This window comes from Veillonella sp. CHU732, from assembly GCF_003992085.1.
GTDB lineage: Bacteria > Bacillota > Negativicutes > Veillonellales > Veillonellaceae > F0422.
Genome location: NZ_RQVC01000004.1, coordinates 24,344 through 41,127 on the forward strand (window position 1 = coordinate 24,344; position 16,784 = coordinate 41,127).

The window sequence follows — 16,784 nt, forward strand, 5'->3', positions numbered from 1 at the left end:
CCCTACAAAATATATGATAGAGCCAAAACATATGATAGAACCAAAATGGTATAGAACTTAAAAACGAGGAATGGAACTGAGAATACAGGGCCATTCCTCTTTTGTTGTAGATGCTATACTAATATGATTTTATGTATATATAGATAACTAGAAAAGGGTCCTATAAGGACCCTTTCTATTTCAATTATGATATGTGAAAGATACATTAGCCTTCATGGCTTTTTAATTGCATACCTTCTAACAATGTTTTTTCAGATTCTTCCATATGGATACGAGCAATCTGGCGAGCTCGTTCCACATCGCGATCGGAGATTGCCTCTACAAGTTGACGATGTTCATCCCAAGTTTTGGCGAGACGACCTGTTTGACTCATAGACAATGTACGGAAGCGCAACGTTTGCTCTCGTAGATTGTTTATCATTTCCACAAGACGATCATTACGAGACGCTTTATAAAGAATTTCGTGGAATAGAATATCGGCTTGTACGACTTTATCTAAGTTATTTTCGTTCATGTAGTTGCCGATTTCTACCAGATGCTGCTCCAAGGCCTCGATTTCTTCATTCGTAATACGCTCTGCAGCTAGTTCTGCGGCGAGCTCTTCCAAGATAGAGCGAAGTTCAAATACTTCTGTTACATCTTTCAAACTCATATCCGCCACATAGGTGCCACGGCGTGGAATCATCACCACAAGGCCTTCTTGCTCTAAAATGCGGATTGCCTCACGAATAGGAGTACGGCTCACACCGAGCTCTTCCGCCAAAGGAATCTCCATGAGGCGTTCGCCTGGTGGTAATAGACCGTCACGAATAGCTTGGCGTAAAGCATCGCTAACAATTTCACGAAGCGGTTTGTACGCGTCTAAACGGATGGGTTGTAAACGTGGTGTATTCATCGTAGGGCCTCCTCATCATGTGTTTTCGTAATTAGTGAAAGCCAGTTATGACCAGCTTGTTTGATATCTTCTTGTAATCGAATGGCATCCAGTGCTTTTTCCAATAACACCACCATAGTAGGACCGCTACCAGTCATGATGGTAGGGAATCCACGGTCTAAGAAAAATTGCTTACATGATGCAAGTTCTGGATGGACAGGGAATATTAATTCTTCAAAGGTGTTGTCACTACTAATAAAAGCTTGACGAAAGTCTTTGGCGTTTATATGTGTGGTAACGGTATCCATCGTGTCTGAAGTGACACGAGAAGTCTCCGCAAATCTTCCGTAGGCTTCTGCTGTGGAAATGCTCACTTCTGGTTTTACGATTAGTAGCCATTGAGCGCTACTAGTTGGCAAGACTTCTAATTGCTCTCCTCGACCAGTGCCACGGGCAGTACCGCCTTTCAGTAAGAAAGGTACATCAGAACCAAGTTTAGTTGCCATGGTCAATAGTTCCTCATCGGTTAAGCGAAGATCCCAAAACTTGTTAAGGCCTAGTAACATAGCGGCACCGTCACCACTGCCACCGCCCATACCAGCACAAGGGGGAACTCGTTTTAACAAATGAATGGCAGCCCCTTGGGTACAGCCCGTATAGTCTTGGACCATACGAAGGGCTTTCATAGCAATATTGCTTTCTGTATAGGGAATTAATTGTGCCATATAATATGGTAGTTCAGGTGCATCGCCAGAGAACACCACAGAATGGTGGCGTGCGAAATAGAGGGAATCCCCTAAGAAAATAGATTGAAAAATGGTATCTATATCGTGGTACCCATCATCACGTTTGCCCGTGATAGCAAGACCTACATTGATTTTACTAAAAGCTCGTTGTTCCATAAGATTGTCACCTCAGTGAAGTCATCGAAAATGTTTACATGTACTCTTTATTATATCATAATTAGCTTAAGAAGTGACGATTCTCTGAAAGTATGGTATTCTATTGTCTAGCGGCAATTGGAAAGGAAGTGACTGTATGACTGATGAAGAGTATATGCGTGAAGCCTTGGTAGAGGCACGTAAGGCCTATGATATGGGTGAAATTCCTATTGGTGCAGTATTAGTGCATGAAGGCAAGATTATCAGTCGTCATCACAACAGACGCGAGATTGACCATGATGCGACGGCTCATGCAGAGGTCCTTGTCATCCGTGAGGCGAATGCTATGCTTGAAAGGTGGCGGTTGACCGGTTGTACGCTTTATGTTACCATAGAGCCGTGCCCTATGTGTGCTGGTGCTATTATTAATAGTCGTATAGAACGTGTTGTCTATGGCAGTAGTGATTATAAGGGCGGTGCGGTAGAATCTTTGTTTAATGTACTTTCACATCCGAATTTAAACCATGAACCACAGGTGTTGGCGGGTGTATTGCAAGAAGAATGCAGTCAAATTATGAAAGATTTTTTCAAAGAACGCCGTCGTATACGGAGAGGTACTCAAGTGGCTGAAGAGTCCGCACTCGAAATGCGGTAGGTCAGGAAACTGGCGCGGGGGTTCAAATCCCCCTCTCTCCGCCAAAGTAAGGGCTGTGTCAGTAGATGCAGCCCTTTTTTACAAAATGACGTAGTTATAGGAGGTATGATATGGAAGTATATTACTCCCCTTTACAAGAGGTTAATCAAGCATTAATCCATAAACGATTAGATTTTTTGTTGCGTAAAATCGGTTTTGATGAAATTGGTTGCGCTGGCAAAAAAGTGGCTCTACTTCGCAATGATCTACATAGTGAGTATGTAGCTTATGAAACAGTAGTGGCATATATGAAAGAACGTATTGAATCTGAAGGCGGTACTGTGGTCTATGTAGATGAGCCTAGTAATAATTCTCGTGAGGTCATCATTCCTGATGGTGAATCAGTGAAAGTAGCTTATATTGATGAACGCATTGCTACCAGTGATGTGGTGATTTCCGTAAATCATATTAAAGCGAATGAGTACAGTGGATTCTCTGGAGCGGTGAACAATACTGGTTGGTATTCTGCGAGCCTAGAAGGTCGTCGTGAATTGGTAGCCTTAACAGGTACAGAGCATCATAAAGCGGTGGCAGAATATGCAGCAGCTGCCACTAGAAATCGTCAACGATTCCATGTAGGGGTAGCGATGGACGTTGTGGCGGATTATGTGAACCAAGATAAGCTGAAAGAGGCTGGTGCTACTAACGAAATCGTAGGTAACTTAGGTATTGTTGTATCTTATGACATGGTGGCTATGGATGAAGCGTTGGGAGATATTATTACCCAAGCTACACCAGTGGATCATGGCGTATTAAGCACAGTAGAAAAACGCACGTGGGATTATTTCAAAGACATTTCCCCTAATAGCGAATGGCAAGCCATCTTACTACGTGCGGACCGCATGGGACTTGGTACACGTTCCTACGCCCTTGTGAAAGACGAAGAGTTAATCTTCTATGGCGAAAAAATTTAATAGATAATAAAAATCTCTAGTGTAAGCGAGTGCGTAAGGCATCGCTTTGACTAGAGATTTTTGCATATTTGTATATATGATATAATGGATGTATCCTAAAAAAGCATATGTAAGGGGATACATTGTGTCGTAACAATTCTAATGCATTAGGAGTGACGGTATAGATAGAGAAGTAATAGTTGCCTCGTTATATACAGTTTCGCATTCATTAGGTGTATTACCGAGGATAATACATAATAATGAGTACCCCGATGATGGAGACGATACCACCGATGATATCGTACCGATCAGGAGTGATGCCGTCTACATAATAGCCCCATAAAATAGAGAGGGCGATGAAGATGCCACCATAGGCAGCATAGACTTTTCCGAAGGGAGCCTCCTGAAGGGTAGGAATGATACCATAAATGATGAGGGTAATAGCACCAGCGAGCATATACCATGGGCTTTTATCATCTTTCAGATACAGCCATACTAAATAGCCACCACCGATTTCAGCAATACCGGCTAGAATAAAATAAAATATTGATAAGAGAATTTGCGACATAGTAAATACCTTTGTGTTAACTGCCTTTCATAGGATAAAATACATGCGGTACGTTGTGTAAGAATACTATAATTTCGATATACCGTGCACCAAGACCGTATGTAATATATAGTAAATGATATGTACTTTCATTATATAAACTACCCACAATAATTTCAACTAGTAAGGCATAAAAAAAGCAACCAATCCGAAAACTGGTTGCTGTAGTATCCTATTATTTGGAGTACAATTTTAACACTATCATAAAACTGCTTATTTACTACATTTATAGCACTTTTAATTTTAATAAGTTGAGCAACAGTTGAGTAACAATTGAAATTTTAGAGAAATTTTAAGCGTTTATATAATATATACTATTATATAATTTTACTTACTATCTTCTACAATTTCATAAGAAAGTAATAAATCATCAATTAAATTTCTTTTTCTTTACCATATAGCCTTTCCATTCCTTGACGAGTTACAAGCCACATTTTCCCCGACTTTCTAGCCTCATCATCGGTAAATTGTTTATTGGTATATCTCTTTAGAATCAGCTGGTACATGCCATCTTTCCCCAGCCTCTTGTGTAGTCATTACGGCATCTAGTTTCATTACAGTACTCCTAATATTACTAATAGATTATAAACAGATAATACAAAGGCAATAATGCTAATTATTAAAGTTAATCTTGAAATCATATGCTCGCCATAGTTATAATAGTTAGGAAGATTGGTCTTATAGGCTAGATAGTTTTTTACAGTTTAATGAATATGATATCTTATCTAATGTAGGGAAAATATCAAAGAAAGTGGCTGATAACTTAGCTAAAGAAGAATTTAAAAAATATCGAGTTATTCAGGACCGAGAGTTTAAATCTGATTTTGACAAACTTGCTGATTTTACAATAAAAAAGAAATAATACACAAGGGAGAGTGTTATATTGGTTGTAAATTTGATTTACTGCGACTTGCCAAATGCTAAAGCAATTTCCGAAGAATCAGAGGATGTAGATACTCATAATATTTACATAAATAAAAATCTCCCTCATGACCGCATGAGGGAGGAAATAAAGCACGAGCTAATTCATATCATTCGTGATGACTTTTATATTGATCATCACGTTGATTTAGTCGAGCGTATGGTTAGGATGTCTAAAATTGAATATAGTGACCTTAACGGAATCGACTTTTATCATCATATTATTTAACACAGGGAGATTTTAAAATGAAAAAGGGATTAGTATTGGCAACAATATTTGCATTATGTTCAACAATGATGGTCAGTGCTTAGGAATTTAATGACGCCCGTTGGCAATGGTTCTATTCAAATTCTGACTACACAGGGAAAGTGGATTTAAACACACTCTCCTATGACCCAGATACTGATACTGCGACGGCATGGGCTGTATGGATACGAACCACAGGAATTCAAGAATTAATTTCGTATAAGATTCATTTTTCAAATAATTCATTAGATTTATTCGATATGAATACATATATAAATGGATCCGATGAAATAAAGAGAAGTCAAAATTTCAATGGTTAAAATCATGTTGCTGCACCAGGCATGGGTGATGAAGCACTTATTGCTTCTGTAAAAGGATTAGTTGGTCGTGATGCTAAATTAGCAGACTACAAGAAACAAAAAGCCGATGAAGCACAGGTTCAGGAACAAAAACGCATTGAAGAGCAAAAAGCAGCTGAAAAGAAAGCTAAGCATGAACGTAATCGAGATATTTTAAGAGGGATATTTGGGATATAAAAGGTTTTAATACGGGGAGGTTAGTATTATGGGATTTTTCAGCAGTGAACCAAAAGTTATCGAAAGCCCTACAAAGGACTTTATGGGGCAACATTTATACCACTTAGATGGTATTGGTGCTAATTTATTTGTGTATGATACATGTGTTGTTATCGATCGCACTCAAGGCGGTCTATTCAACTTGGGGAATCGTACCTATAAGATTATTCCAATAAAGAACATTTTGGCCATTCAAGTAAAATCAACTGGTGTTACTTCCGGATTTTTAGAACTTGCCACATATGGCCACGAAAACACATCGATGAAAGGTTTTGACAGAACCAACGATGAAAACAATATCAACTTTAACAGTGAAAACTCAGTTAATACTGCTAGGGAAATTGTTAAATACCTGGTTTCCAAGATTTGTTAGTAACTAAATAAGCCTCCTACCCTACTGCTGAGTAAGAGGCTTGTAATATATGTTGTGATAAAAAAAGGAGAGGATGTTATGTTTGATACCTATAAAATTATTGCTATTGAAAACGAAAGCACAGTATTGATTAATTATGGTCTAAACGACGGTGCCAAGGAGGGTGACGTTTTACGTATAATTGAGCCAGGTGAAGACTTAATTATAGATGGTGTAAACTACGGTGCTTACGACGGCATAAAGGCGGTTATTGAAGTTACAGCCCCTTATGCTAGATTCGCTGTATGCCAACGTATTGTTAGACGTACTAGCACTCTATTTAGTCCAGTATCTGTACTTCAAAAAACTATTGCTCGGACTGTGCCATTAAATGTTAGTAAAGATGATATTTCTACAAATCTTTCCGCGCCAGTAATAACGCCTATAAAAATAGGTGATACTGTTTTACTCACAAGAGAATAAGTGTTGAAAACTTATTTTATATGATGTATACTGATGATAGTGAACTGTCCCTTTCCACATTGCGTGACTGTTGGACACTGGAGCCCTTGCTATCATTGGTAGCGAGGGCTCCTTTTATTATATAGGAGGCTAAATTTTGACAATTTATGACAAGCCTTTTAAAACTTACGAGGAACAGATTGAATTATTACGTACTAGGAATCTAAATATAAGTGATTCAGAGTTTGCAATGCATGCTTTAGATACAATATCTTATTACGATCTAATCAATCGTTACCAAAGATATTTTATGCCAGACGGAGAATATTTTATTGAAGGTACTACTATAGAACAGTTATATAGTCTTTCTATGTTTGACAGATCTATACAAGCATTCATACTAAAATATAGTATGTTTACTGAAAATATATTTAAAACAAAACTAGCTTACACTTTATCTAAAGATTTTGGTGTAGATATGTCAGTATATTTAGCAAAGTCAAAATATAAAGAGTCTTATCAAAGTCCTAATAATGTATTGACGTTTGATGCTGTTCAACTCGAATGTTTAAAAACAAGGAATGATAATAAAATCGCAAGCAACCCTACTTTATATTATCGTGAACACCATAACCACATCCCGCCTTGGATACTATTAAAGAACCTATCATTTAGTAACTCCATTAATCTTTTTAAACTGTTAAAGAACACCCAACGTGACGACGTTGTAAACGCATTATTGCCTGACGAAACCGGCAAGACAATTCCACTTAACGATAAAACTAATTTTATTATTTGCGCATTAGAAGCAATTAGAGTATTTCGAAATGCAGCAGCACATAATCTTGATTTTACTGCTCTTAGAACTAATGAGACACGAAAAATTCCTTCTAGCACATTGTCAAAATGTTTACCTGGAAATCTTTTAATAAAGAAACAAAATAAAAAGATTGGAAAAAACGAAAAAGTATATCTTAAAGGTATATATGGTGTAATGTTATCGATGATGGTTTTACTAAAAACTGATTATCTAAAAAAACAATTTATTGTCGACTTCTTATCTGTATTTAACGGTATTGATGACGATGATCGAGTAATAAAGCCCTTCTTGTTTCAGTGTTATGCAAACATTGCGGACATGCCAATGGATACGCAGGATAGATTTTTAATCTATCTAGATCAAACATAAGATTAGGCGCAAAAAAATAAGCCCTCACCGCAGTGAGGGCCATTAAAAACTTCATACCTAAGAGGTACTTTATTTTTACTCCACAATTATTATAGCATACCTCTAAGGCTAATCACTATACCAAGGAGGTTATAATGTTATGGCCATGAAATGAGCCAACGGAACAGGTTCCGTATACAAGATGAAGCATAAGCCATTACGCAAGCCATACCGTGCAATCGTAACTACTGGCTACGACGAGAACGGCAAGTATAAACGTAAGACGATTGGGTATTATGCAAAATCAAAAGATGCCTGGGATGTCTTATCAGAATATGACATTTATCCGGAGAAATTTGAAACCAAGAAAGTATTATTTAGTGAATGCTGGAGTTGGATGATTGCCGATAAGGAACGTAAAGGAATCGATACGAAAAAAGGCGGATATTCGACCGCACAAGCGAAGATAAAGAAACCTATACAAGAGATTAAACTCGTCCATCTGCAAGCGATAATCGACGAAATAGCCATCTAAGTCGTTCATCTATTGGATTAATTGTCAAAGGCCTGGACGGAGCCTTTGAAGCAGCTATCAAGAATGATGTGATTATCAAGAACTATGCTGTGCTCCTTGAATTGAAACCGGCGGAAAAATCAAACATCCATAAGCCTTTCGCAGAAGATGAGATTCAAACAATATGGAATCACACCGATGAGAGTATTGCGAAACTCTTATTGATGTACATATATTCTGGTATGCGCCCTATTGAACTACTATCGATTAAGATGGAGAACGTCCACCTGGATGAGCGATATATCATCGGTGGGGTTAAAACGAAAGCCGGTAAGAACAGAATCATACCTATCGCAGATTGTGTTATGCCTTTTTACCGCGAAATTTACGCCCTAGCAGCCGCTTCTAAATCGGATACAATCCCTCTTGGGTATACCTCAAAGCTTCTCATAAAGCCGATAAAATGATTTTGTTAGGAAGTCGGAATATCTGACCACCTACCGCATGACACACGCCATACGTTCATCACCTTGGCCAGTAACTACGGAATAGATCGTTATATTTTAAAATCAATCGTTGGCCACACGCAAAGTAAAGACATAACGGCGGATGTGTACACGCATAAGACGATTGAACAATATATCGAAGAGGTAAATAAGATCCCTGCATCATTTCGTTAAAAGGTTATGCAACGGTTGAGCAACGCACACGAATTTTAGCAATTTTTAAAAGAAAAAGCACAGTACCTATGCGCATAAGTACTGTGCTTCTGGTATTCGTAGAATCGAAACTATTATTTGGAGTACAATTCGACGATTAGTGTCTCGTTTACTTCGATAGGAAGTTCTTCACGTTCAGGAAGGCGAGTTAATGTGCCTTGGAAAGCGTCAAGATTTTTTTCGATGTAAGGAAGTTCGAAAGAACGAAGTTCTTGGAAGTTCACTTTGAACATTTCGTTGTCACGGCTAGCTTCACGAAGTTCAATTACATCACCTGGTTTACATTGGTAAGAAGGGATGTCAACGCGTTTGCCGTTAACAAGGATGTGGCCATGGTTTACCATTTGACGTGCTTGACGGATGGAGTTACCGAAGCCAATGCGATATACAAGGTTGTCCAAACGGCATTCCAACAATTTCAACATGTTTTGGCCTGTAACACCGTGCATTTTTTTCGCTTTATCGTAATAGCGTACGAACTGGCGTTCTAGCAAGTTATAGTATGCTTTGACTTTTTGTTTTTCTAATAATTGAAGACCATATTCAGACATTTTCTTTTGACGTTGGTCTTTTTTTACACGTTTTAAAGCCTTCGCGTGACCGAAAACGTTCACACCGAAGCGACGGCATAACTTAAATCGTGCTTCTCTTCTCGTTGCCATGTGATTATCACCTCATAGATTAATAAAACTTTGCACAAATTGTGCTTAATTATTATACCCTATGAAAATGAAAAAGTCAAAGGTCGATGACCATTGTCAATAGTGGGGTTTGTGCTATAATAAAAGGTACAGTATTAGTGTTTCCAGTGGAAACTGATGTAAGAGGAGATTCACCATGAATGTGTCCTATAATGTAAAAGAAGAATTATGTATTGAACATACACCAGGGGCAGGTGCTATTGTTATCTTTGGGGCCTCCGGAGACCTGACGAAACGTAAATTGTTGCCAGCTATTTATTCCTTGTTTCAACGTGGTTTACTTTCACCGAAGGTAGCTGTAGTGGGCGTAGCACGGACAGCGATGAGCCACGATGAATTTCGTGAACAAGTGAAAGCATCCATCTTAGGTGACCGTGAACCAAATGCAGAAGAACAAGCATTTATTGAGCGCTTTTCCTATGTAGCGGGTCAATATACAGAGCCGTCTACGTATGTAGCGTTGCGCGAAGAATTAGAACGTGTGGCAGATGCTCATTGTACTGGCGGGAATGCACTATTTTATCTAGCCATGCCACCAGAGTTATTTGAACCTATTGTACGTGAATTACATGGGGCAAAACTGTTAGAAGAAGTAGGTTCTTGGTCCCGTGTCATCATTGAAAAACCATTTGGACATGATTTAGAAAGTGCTATCGCATTAGATGAATCCTTGAAACAATATATTACGGAAGAGCAAACCTATCGTATCGATCATTATTTAGGGAAAGAAACGGTACAGAATATTTTAATGCTTCGTTTCGCCAATGCTATATTTGAACCCCTTTGGAATCGCAAATATATTGAGCGTGTAGAAATTACCGTAGCCGAAGAGTTAGGTGTAGAAAAACGTGCAGGCTATTATGATGGGGCAGGTGCCTTGCGTGATATGGTGCAAAACCATATGATTCAAGTATTATCTTTGATTGCCATGGAACCACCTGCTAGTTTTAATGCCGATGATTACCGTGATGAAATTGGTAAGTTAATTTCATCTATCCGCAGTTTACATCGCCAAAAATTAGGCGATATTGCAGTGCGTGGTCAATATGCAGATTCTGGTAATACAGAACGTCCAGCTCCAGAGTATCGGAAGGAAGAAAATGTGCCACCTACATCAACGACAGAAACCTATGTGGCATTAAAATTATTCATCGATAACTGGAGATGGCGTGATGTGCCGTTCTATCTTCGCACAGGAAAACGATTGCCGAAGAAATCTAGCGAAATTGCCATAACTTTCAAACCAATTCCACACTCCATCTTTAAACCGTTCCATGCGAAAGACTTTAACCAAAACGTATTGGTTCTTCGCATGCAACCAAATGAAGGAATGGGATTGTCCTTAGAGGTGAAATCTCCAGGGTCTAAGTTGAGTGTTAACACCCTAGAAATGGATTTTTCCTATAGCAATTCTAAGGAATTAGCAGACATTCCAGATGCTTATGAAAGATTGATTTTAGATGGTTTATTAGGAGACCAAACATTATTCGTTCGCAACGATGCGGTAGAAAAATCATGGCGTTTATTTAAGCCATTGATTGAAGCATGGGAACGAAATGATGAAGAAACACCGTTATGCTTCTACCCAGCTTTCAGTGCGGGACCAAAAGAAGCGGAAGAGTTATTAGAAGGAGGATCTTGGTCGTGGCGAGAGATATAATTCATGCATTTCCTACAGGAGATGACGTGGCGAAAGCAGTGGCCGATCGATTTTTAACCTATACAAATGAATGCATTGCAGAAACAGGCGCTTGTGTGGTGGCTGTATCTGGAGGTACCACTCCGAATGCATTATTTTCTTTGCTCGATTCTGATGAGTATACAAATCGTATCGATTGGGAGCATATTTTCTTCCTTTGGGTAGATGAACGATTTGTACCACAGTCGAATCCAGATAATAATTTTGGCCGTGCAAAAGATCGCTTATTTGGAAATATTATGGGAGCTGCTCACTATTATCCAGTACCAACAAATAATGGTACTGTGGAGGAAGCAGCAGATAAATATGAACAAGAAGTAAAAATGGTCTTGAAGCGTACAGAAAAGGAATCCATAGATTTAGTCTTACTAGGCTTAGGTGATGATGGACATACAGCGTCCCTATTCCCTAAATCTGAAGCTTTGTATGAACGTGATCGTATGGTAGTGGCCGTAAAAGATGGCAAAGTATGGGAACGTGTGACATTAACATTCCCAATGCTGGTGAATGCGAAATCTGTGTGGTTCACGGTGGTAGGTGCTTCTAAAGAGGCGGCCTTAGCACGCGTGCTTCGCCAACGTAAGGAATATGAAGAATATTCTTGGGAGGATCGAGTAGACCATTGTTTACCAGGTGCGGTATTAACTCATGAACCAGTAGAATGGTATGTAGATGATTCTGCCCATAAAAATTAATTGATTTGAAATAGGAGGTATTAGGCATGTTTAATTTTGGCACACAAGAATTATTTCTTATTTTAATTATTGCTCTTGTTATCTTTGGTCCTAAAAAATTACCTGAAATTGGTAAGGCCATCGGTAAAGGTATTAATGAATTTAAAGATGCTGTTAGTGGCGATAAAAAAGTAGCTAAAGAAGAGCCTGCAAAAGCGGAAACTATTGATGTAGAAGCTGGTGCTACTAATAGTCATAAACAAAATAATTAGGAGGAACTATGTGTAAAGATTGCGGTTGTGGTAGCACAGGTAATGTGACTACAAAATTATTTCACGTGCCAGGTATGATGTGCGTGAACTGTGAAAATACTGTGAATGGTGCTGTTCGTGGGTTACCAGGCGTACTAGAATCCACTGTAGATTTAAAAACAAAAGAAGTGCGTATTCGCTTTGACCATACTAAAACGGATGAAGCAACCATTCGTGCAGCTATCGACGAAACAGGTTTTGAAGTGGAATCTGTGAAAGACTATGTTCATGAACATGGCGGCATTTTGGGCGCTATTAAGAAAATATTCAAATAAGGCGTACTATCTGGTGATATGCCAGGTATATATTAGAATACAAGGAGGGGCTATCTGGATTGATTCCAAGATGGCCCTTTTATAGGAGTTAGTATGATACGCAAGTTTAATCAAAAAGAATACACCTGGGATGGAGTCGACACGTTGGTGTACAAGCAAGATAATAGCCCTTTTAAAGATGTGACCCGTCAAGTTTTGTTTGATGGAGCTTGGGATATTCCATGCCAATTCCGTTATTTTGAGGTACAACCAGGTGGGTATAGCACTATGGAGCGCCATGAACATACGCATATGGTCATGATCTTCCGTGGGAAAGGCCAATGTTTACTAGGCGACACCGTGGAAAACGTACAAGAAGGGGATATGATTGAAATTCCTAAATTGATGGCACACCAATTCCGTGCGAACCAAGACGATCATTTAGGATTCCTCTGCTTGGTTAATGTGGACCGAGATAAAGTACAAGTTATTACAGAGGCAGAGCAAGCTGAGATGATGAAAAATCCTGTAATCGAGGAGTTTTTAAATAGCTAGTTAATCAGTTTACATACAACTGTCTCACAAGGAAGAAATATAAGTGATGAGGAATCTAGGCATCTAATGTTGATGTTAGGAGTTATCGTTACTTATGTTTCTTTTTTATTTTAAAGTGAAATTGCATTATACAATTAAGTAGATAACATTTTCTGATATAAAATAACGGATCCTAGTTATGATCAGGGGAGTAGGACGAAAACTATACGATGGACATCACAGCTAATAGTTGTAACACATAAATGGACAAATATATTATAAATTTAAGATAAATCCCTTTTATTAGAGAGAAATATTTGTTATAATTGAAAAGTTCTCATTTTTTATAGAAAGTAGGTTACATATGAATTTTATTCGTAGTATTAATCGCTTGTTCAATGATTACCTAGCATGGATTGTGTTAGCTATGGCAGTTATCGCATTTTTAGTGCCAGAACTATTCATGGGCGCAGCGAAACAAACAGTTCCTTTGTTACAATTAGTTATGTTCAGCATGGGCTTAACATTAACAGGAAAAGTATTTTTAGACGTATTTAAACAACCGTGGCAAGTGATCTTGGTATCCTTGATTCAATTCTTGTGGATGCCACTAGCAGGTTGGTTAGTAGGTACCTTGTTTGGATTCCCACCAGAAATCGCCTTAGGATTTATCTTGTTAGGGGCAGCACCAGGCGGTACCGCATCTAATGTAATGACATTCTTGGCAAATGGTAATGTGCCATTGTCCGTATCTGCAACGACAGTATCCACTTTGTTGGCACCAGTGTTAACACCAATCTTCATCGTCTTATACGCAGGACAAACCGTCGATATTGCATTCTGGCCTATGTTCATGTCCATCGTGAAAATCATTGCCGTGCCAATTGCATTGGGCATTATTGTAAACTATTTCATCGGTTCTCGCATTGAACCTGTGAAAGAAGTATTACCAACAGTAGGTGCCGTAGCTGTATTAATTATCCTAGCTGGCGTCACTGCCGTTAGCCGTGATAATATCTTAGCGCATGGTGTGATGATTTTCTTGGCTTGCTTGGTGCAAAACGTGAGCGGTTATGTGGTGACATATTTCATTTGCCGTTTGTTCGGTTCTAACGTACCAGATCGTCGTGCTATGCAAATCGAAGTGGCGATGCAAAACTCTGCCTTGGCAGCTAGCTTGGCATTGAAACACTTTACACCACAAGCAGCCGTAGCAGGCGCCGTGTTCTCTATTATCCACAACTTTACAGGATCTATCTTTGCGGGCATTTGCCGTCGCAATGATTCTAAAAGTACACACTAATCTGAAAGTTAGGGTACTTTGGGTACTAGTGCATTAGACAATTACATATCTATTAGAAACGTCATGTACTTTCATAGCCTGTTATAGGGTGAAAGTATGTGGCGTTTTTTGCTTTATTTTACAATGATTTAATTAAAAGTAGTAAATACGCATTTATTTTAAAAGTGCTAATTGGAGTTGTGGGTTAAGAATGCTATAATATAGTAAATAGATTTAATAAAAATGCGTATTTACAATATATTATTAAATGGGGTGTGAGAGTGGAAGTACAAAGACCAAGATATTTAAATCAACTTATAGACAAAAAAGATAATGGAAGAGTAAAGATTATTACAGGTATTAGAAGATGTGGAAAATCTTATCTTTTATTTGAACTGTATAGAAAGTATTTACTTTCTAATGAAGTGTGTGAAGATCAAATTATAATGATTGCACTTGATAGTCTGAAGAATATCAAATATAGAAATCCAATTGAGCTAGATGATTATTTAAGAGATAAAATACAAGATAATGGACGTAAATATTATATTTTTATCGATGAAATTCAATTTGTAGAAGAAATTTCCAATCCATATCTGGAAGGCACTGACTCAAAGGTAAACTTTGTTGATTTGGTGCTTGGGCTTATGAAAATTCCGAATGTAGATGTATATATTACTGGCAGTAATTCAAAGATGCTTTCATCAGATGTGCTAACGCAGTTTAGAGATCGTGGTGATGAAATAAGAGTATATCCATTTTCATTTGCAGAATTTTATTCATGTTATGAAGGAGACAAGGGTAAGGCTTTTGATGAATATTGTTTGTACGGTGGCATGCCAATGTCTGTACAGCTAAGTAATCATGAAAAAAAGAGCGAGTATTTGAAGAATGTGTTTACAAGCACCTATATTAAAGATGTCATGGAGCGCAATAAAATTCTTAAAGATGCATCTATCATGGATGATTTGTTGGATATTATATCTTCATCTATTGGTTCTTTATCTAATCCAACTAAGCTGGCGAATACTTTTATGTCAGAAAAAAACATAAAGATATCTCAGCTTACAGTAAGTAATTACTTGGATTATTTTATTGATGCTTTTTTAATTGAAAAGGCTAGAAGATATGATGTGAAAGGAAGGAAATATATATCATCTCCGTATAAATACTATTTTTCAGATATTGGGCTTAGAAATGCAAGGCTAAATTTCAGACAGAATGAGCAGTCACATATTATGGAGAATGTAATATATAATGAACTTCGTATGAGGGGGTTAAATGTAGACGTTGGTGTTGTGGAATATAACTATAAAGATGAGAATAAAAAAACGGTTAGAAAAAATTTAGAAGTAGACTTTATTATCAATAGAGGAAGTAATAGATATTACATTCAATCGGCACTTAATGTTGATACAAAAGAAAAGCAAGTACAAGAAACGGAATCCTTGAGAAGAACGGGAGATTCATTTAAGAAAATTGTTATAGTTAGAAACAACATAGTGCCTAGATTTGATGATGATGGAATTTTATATATTGGAGTAGAGGACTTTCTCTTGGATGAAACAGCACTGGATTTATAGAAGATTATAAAGAGTATACACATGATGAAAACTATAATGACTAAACATATTAAGATGAAATTATGAGGAACAGTATGAAGTTTATACACGATAGAAATAGCAACATCATGTTCAGCCTTCATGATAGTAGGGTTAAAGAAATCACATATCACAACGAAACTTTGACGTTACAAGTTAATAAAATATATGAATTTGTGGAAGGTGAAGAAAGATCGTATCCAGGTGAAATATGTTTTGAAAAATGTGATATCGACCTATGCGATGTATTGATATTTAACAAAACCTTAGGTGAAGGACGGTTTAATGGAAAGTCTATTGGGTTACAACAATTTATAGATGAATATACAGACTCAGAATTTGAAATCATTATTGAAGGCTATTATGGCAACACAACCACATATACAGGATGGCTTCGGGAAGACGGAAAAAGACCAGTGTCGGCCATTATGTATGTTTGGAATAGCGGAGATATGGTGTATAACGTAAAAAATAAATGATTTAAAACAATAATTTTATAAAGGAGAAAAGCTCATGAACAAATTTGAGAAGAGGAAATTGTTACAAGAATATCAAGTCAAACAAATGGAAGAATTTGAAGAGAACTTACCGATGGAAAAGAAATTATTTTATGAATTATTTGATTATCTAAATGATAAATCAGAAACAGTAGATTGTAATCACGATTTTTCTTTAACAAATGAGTTTTTGAAAGATAAAAATGTGGATATTGAAAAGGTTATAGAATTTTTGCGAGAAAATGGTGTTGGTTGCGATTGTGAAGTGATTTTTAATGTTGAGGAAAAGTTTGAAGAATAAAATGTTTGTATTAGAAATAGATA

General features: G+C 37.6%; 23 protein-coding genes, 1 tRNA gene and 1 pseudogene. 20 read left to right on the forward strand and 5 right to left on the reverse strand.

The annotated features are described in order from the left end of the window. Positions 1–205 precede the first annotated feature (205 nt). Both EO121_RS02490 and ispE read right to left on the reverse strand, forming a co-directional pair. Entirely contained in the window at positions 206–895 is a 690-nt protein-coding gene (locus EO121_RS02490) for a GntR family transcriptional regulator (protein WP_127165776.1), read from the reverse strand. Next, on the reverse strand, positions 892–1,776 hold the full coding sequence (ispE, locus tag EO121_RS02495; RefSeq protein WP_127165778.1) for a 4-(cytidine 5'-diphospho)-2-C-methyl-D-erythritol kinase: 885 nt from the start codon (positions 1,774–1,776) through the stop codon (positions 892–894). The genes EO121_RS02490 and ispE overlap by 4 nt, the downstream gene beginning before the upstream one ends. A 136-nt stretch (positions 1,777–1,912) precedes the next feature. On the opposite strand from ispE, the gene tadA reads away from it, so the two are divergent. The 3 genes from tadA (at position 1,913) to EO121_RS02510 (ending at position 3,363) form a co-directional block, all read left to right on the forward strand. Continuing rightward, positions 1,913–2,410 carry a tRNA adenosine(34) deaminase TadA gene (tadA, locus tag EO121_RS02500; RefSeq protein ID WP_127165941.1) on the forward strand — a complete coding sequence of 166 codons (498 nt, stop codon included), beginning with the start codon at positions 1,913–1,915 and terminating at the stop codon, positions 2,408–2,410. Further along, positions 2,364–2,454 (forward strand) — tRNA-Ser (locus EO121_RS02505). Before tadA ends, EO121_RS02505 begins: the two co-directional genes overlap by 47 nt. Before the next feature lie 66 nt (positions 2,455–2,520). Next, positions 2,521–3,363 carry a DUF362 domain-containing protein gene (locus EO121_RS02510; protein ID WP_127165780.1) on the forward strand — a complete coding sequence of 281 codons (843 nt, stop codon included), beginning with the start codon at positions 2,521–2,523 and terminating at the stop codon, positions 3,361–3,363. Positions 3,364–3,580: 217 nt separating this feature from the next. Here EO121_RS02510 and EO121_RS02515 read toward each other — a convergent pair whose 3' ends face one another. Together EO121_RS02515 and EO121_RS02520 are read right to left on the reverse strand one after the other, a co-directional pair. Beyond that, on the reverse strand, positions 3,581–3,901 hold the full coding sequence (locus tag EO121_RS02515; RefSeq protein WP_197413469.1) for a YnfA family protein: 321 nt from the start codon (positions 3,899–3,901) through the stop codon (positions 3,581–3,583). Between the two features lie 422 nt (positions 3,902–4,323). Then, complete coding sequence (locus EO121_RS02520) at positions 4,324–4,455, reverse strand: helix-turn-helix domain-containing protein (protein WP_240629376.1); 132 nt, start codon at positions 4,453–4,455, stop codon at positions 4,324–4,326. Between the two features lie 173 nt (positions 4,456–4,628). On the opposite strand from EO121_RS02520, the pseudogene EO121_RS02525 reads away from it, so the two are divergent. The 8 genes and pseudogenes from EO121_RS02525 to EO121_RS02560 form a co-directional block, all read left to right on the forward strand. Beyond that, positions 4,629–4,811 (forward strand): annotated as a pseudogene (locus tag EO121_RS02525) (cell filamentation protein Fic); the annotation flags it as partial. A gap of 48 nt (positions 4,812–4,859) precedes the next feature. Then, positions 4,860–5,099, forward strand: a complete 240-nt coding sequence (locus EO121_RS08850; RefSeq protein ID WP_370447200.1) for an ImmA/IrrE family metallo-endopeptidase — start codon at positions 4,860–4,862, stop codon at positions 5,097–5,099. A gap of 359 nt (positions 5,100–5,458) precedes the next feature. Beyond that, complete coding sequence (locus EO121_RS02535) at positions 5,459–5,653, forward strand: hypothetical protein (RefSeq protein ID WP_127165782.1); 195 nt, start codon at positions 5,459–5,461, stop codon at positions 5,651–5,653. 28 nt (positions 5,654–5,681) lie between these two features. Next, positions 5,682–6,065 (forward strand): hypothetical protein, encoded by a 384-nt coding sequence (locus EO121_RS02540; RefSeq protein WP_127165784.1) that lies wholly within the window; start codon positions 5,682–5,684, stop codon positions 6,063–6,065. 78 nt (positions 6,066–6,143) lie between these two features. After that, positions 6,144–6,527 carry a hypothetical protein gene (locus EO121_RS02545; RefSeq protein WP_240629377.1) on the forward strand — a complete coding sequence of 128 codons (384 nt, stop codon included), beginning with the start codon at positions 6,144–6,146 and terminating at the stop codon, positions 6,525–6,527. A gap of 136 nt (positions 6,528–6,663) precedes the next feature. Beyond that, a complete protein-coding gene (locus EO121_RS02550) occupies positions 6,664–7,695 on the forward strand; it encodes an Abi family protein (RefSeq protein ID WP_127165786.1) in 1,032 nt (343 codons plus the stop codon). 181 nt (positions 7,696–7,876) lie between these two features. Further along, positions 7,877–8,209: an Arm DNA-binding domain-containing protein gene (locus EO121_RS02555; protein WP_127165788.1), complete on the forward strand. Its 333-nt coding sequence runs from the start codon at positions 7,877–7,879 to the stop codon at positions 8,207–8,209. Between the two features lie 68 nt (positions 8,210–8,277). After that, positions 8,278–8,655: a site-specific integrase gene (locus EO121_RS02560; protein WP_164725832.1), complete on the forward strand. Its 378-nt coding sequence runs from the start codon at positions 8,278–8,280 to the stop codon at positions 8,653–8,655. A 326-nt stretch (positions 8,656–8,981) separates the two neighbouring features. Here EO121_RS02560 and rpsD read toward each other — a convergent pair whose 3' ends face one another. Further along, entirely contained in the window at positions 8,982–9,569 is a 588-nt protein-coding gene (gene rpsD / locus EO121_RS02570) for a 30S ribosomal protein S4 (protein ID WP_126939854.1), read from the reverse strand. A gap of 175 nt (positions 9,570–9,744) precedes the next feature. Between rpsD and zwf the strand changes: the two genes are divergently transcribed. The 9 genes from zwf (at position 9,745) to EO121_RS02615 (ending at position 16,761) form a co-directional block, all read left to right on the forward strand. After that, the gene (gene zwf, locus EO121_RS02575) at positions 9,745–11,268 is read left to right on the forward strand and encodes a glucose-6-phosphate dehydrogenase (RefSeq protein WP_127160420.1); all 1,524 of its coding nucleotides are present in this window, start codon (positions 9,745–9,747) and stop codon (positions 11,266–11,268) included. Beyond that, the gene (gene pgl, locus EO121_RS02580) at positions 11,253–12,002 is read left to right on the forward strand and encodes a 6-phosphogluconolactonase (protein ID WP_009352975.1); all 750 of its coding nucleotides are present in this window, start codon (positions 11,253–11,255) and stop codon (positions 12,000–12,002) included. Before zwf ends, pgl begins: the two co-directional genes overlap by 16 nt. Before the next feature lie 26 nt (positions 12,003–12,028). Further along, positions 12,029–12,253 carry a twin-arginine translocase TatA/TatE family subunit gene (locus EO121_RS02585; RefSeq protein WP_127068892.1) on the forward strand — a complete coding sequence of 75 codons (225 nt, stop codon included), beginning with the start codon at positions 12,029–12,031 and terminating at the stop codon, positions 12,251–12,253. Positions 12,254–12,261: 8 nt separating this feature from the next. Further along, positions 12,262–12,567: a heavy-metal-associated domain-containing protein gene (locus EO121_RS02590; protein WP_127160419.1), complete on the forward strand. Its 306-nt coding sequence runs from the start codon at positions 12,262–12,264 to the stop codon at positions 12,565–12,567. A gap of 93 nt (positions 12,568–12,660) precedes the next feature. After that, a complete protein-coding gene (locus EO121_RS02595) occupies positions 12,661–13,101 on the forward strand; it encodes a cupin domain-containing protein (protein ID WP_127160418.1) in 441 nt (146 codons plus the stop codon). Positions 13,102–13,444: 343 nt separating this feature from the next. Then, positions 13,445–14,383, forward strand: a complete 939-nt coding sequence (locus EO121_RS02600; protein WP_127165790.1) for a bile acid:sodium symporter family protein — start codon at positions 13,445–13,447, stop codon at positions 14,381–14,383. 260 nt (positions 14,384–14,643) lie between these two features. Beyond that, positions 14,644–15,945: an ATP-binding protein gene (locus tag EO121_RS02605; protein ID WP_127165792.1), complete on the forward strand. Its 1,302-nt coding sequence runs from the start codon at positions 14,644–14,646 to the stop codon at positions 15,943–15,945. A gap of 74 nt (positions 15,946–16,019) precedes the next feature. Continuing rightward, positions 16,020–16,442 carry a hypothetical protein gene (locus tag EO121_RS02610; protein ID WP_127165794.1) on the forward strand — a complete coding sequence of 141 codons (423 nt, stop codon included), beginning with the start codon at positions 16,020–16,022 and terminating at the stop codon, positions 16,440–16,442. Between the two features lie 34 nt (positions 16,443–16,476). Continuing rightward, positions 16,477–16,761: a DUF2695 domain-containing protein gene (locus EO121_RS02615; RefSeq protein WP_127165796.1), complete on the forward strand. Its 285-nt coding sequence runs from the start codon at positions 16,477–16,479 to the stop codon at positions 16,759–16,761. Positions 16,762–16,784 lie beyond the last annotated feature (23 nt).

Bases quoted from the DNA above. Each gene is read 5' to 3' on its own strand.
- EO121_RS02585 (WP_127068892.1), top strand. From the start codon at position 12,029: ATGTTTAATTTTGGCACACAAGAATTATTTCTTATTTTAATTATTGCT.
- tadA (WP_127165941.1), top strand. From the start codon at position 1,913: ATGACTGATGAAGAGTATATGCGTGAAGCCTTGGTAGAGGCACGTAAG.
- zwf (WP_127160420.1), top strand. From the start codon at position 9,745: ATGAATGTGTCCTATAATGTAAAAGAAGAATTATGTATTGAACATACA.
- EO121_RS02590 (WP_127160419.1), top strand. From the start codon at position 12,262: ATGTGTAAAGATTGCGGTTGTGGTAGCACAGGTAATGTGACTACAAAA.
- ispE (WP_127165778.1), bottom strand. From the start codon at position 1,776: ATGGAACAACGAGCTTTTAGTAAAATCAATGTAGGTCTTGCTATCACG.
- EO121_RS02615 (WP_127165796.1), top strand. From the start codon at position 16,477: ATGAACAAATTTGAGAAGAGGAAATTGTTACAAGAATATCAAGTCAAA.
- EO121_RS02600 (WP_127165790.1), top strand. From the start codon at position 13,445: ATGAATTTTATTCGTAGTATTAATCGCTTGTTCAATGATTACCTAGCA.
- EO121_RS02595 (WP_127160418.1), top strand. From the start codon at position 12,661: ATGATACGCAAGTTTAATCAAAAAGAATACACCTGGGATGGAGTCGAC.
- EO121_RS02510 (WP_127165780.1), top strand. From the start codon at position 2,521: ATGGAAGTATATTACTCCCCTTTACAAGAGGTTAATCAAGCATTAATC.
- EO121_RS02545 (WP_240629377.1), top strand. From the start codon at position 6,144: ATGTTTGATACCTATAAAATTATTGCTATTGAAAACGAAAGCACAGTA.
- EO121_RS02520 (WP_240629376.1), bottom strand. From the start codon at position 4,455: ATGTACCAGCTGATTCTAAAGAGATATACCAATAAACAATTTACCGAT.
- EO121_RS02490 (WP_127165776.1), bottom strand. From the start codon at position 895: ATGAATACACCACGTTTACAACCCATCCGTTTAGACGCGTACAAACCG.
- EO121_RS02535 (WP_127165782.1), top strand. From the start codon at position 5,459: ATGGGTGATGAAGCACTTATTGCTTCTGTAAAAGGATTAGTTGGTCGT.
- rpsD (WP_126939854.1), bottom strand. From the start codon at position 9,569: ATGGCAACGAGAAGAGAAGCACGATTTAAGTTATGCCGTCGCTTCGGT.
- EO121_RS02540 (WP_127165784.1), top strand. From the start codon at position 5,682: ATGGGATTTTTCAGCAGTGAACCAAAAGTTATCGAAAGCCCTACAAAG.
- EO121_RS02555 (WP_127165788.1), top strand. From the start codon at position 7,877: ATGAAGCATAAGCCATTACGCAAGCCATACCGTGCAATCGTAACTACT.
- EO121_RS02610 (WP_127165794.1), top strand. From the start codon at position 16,020: ATGAAGTTTATACACGATAGAAATAGCAACATCATGTTCAGCCTTCAT.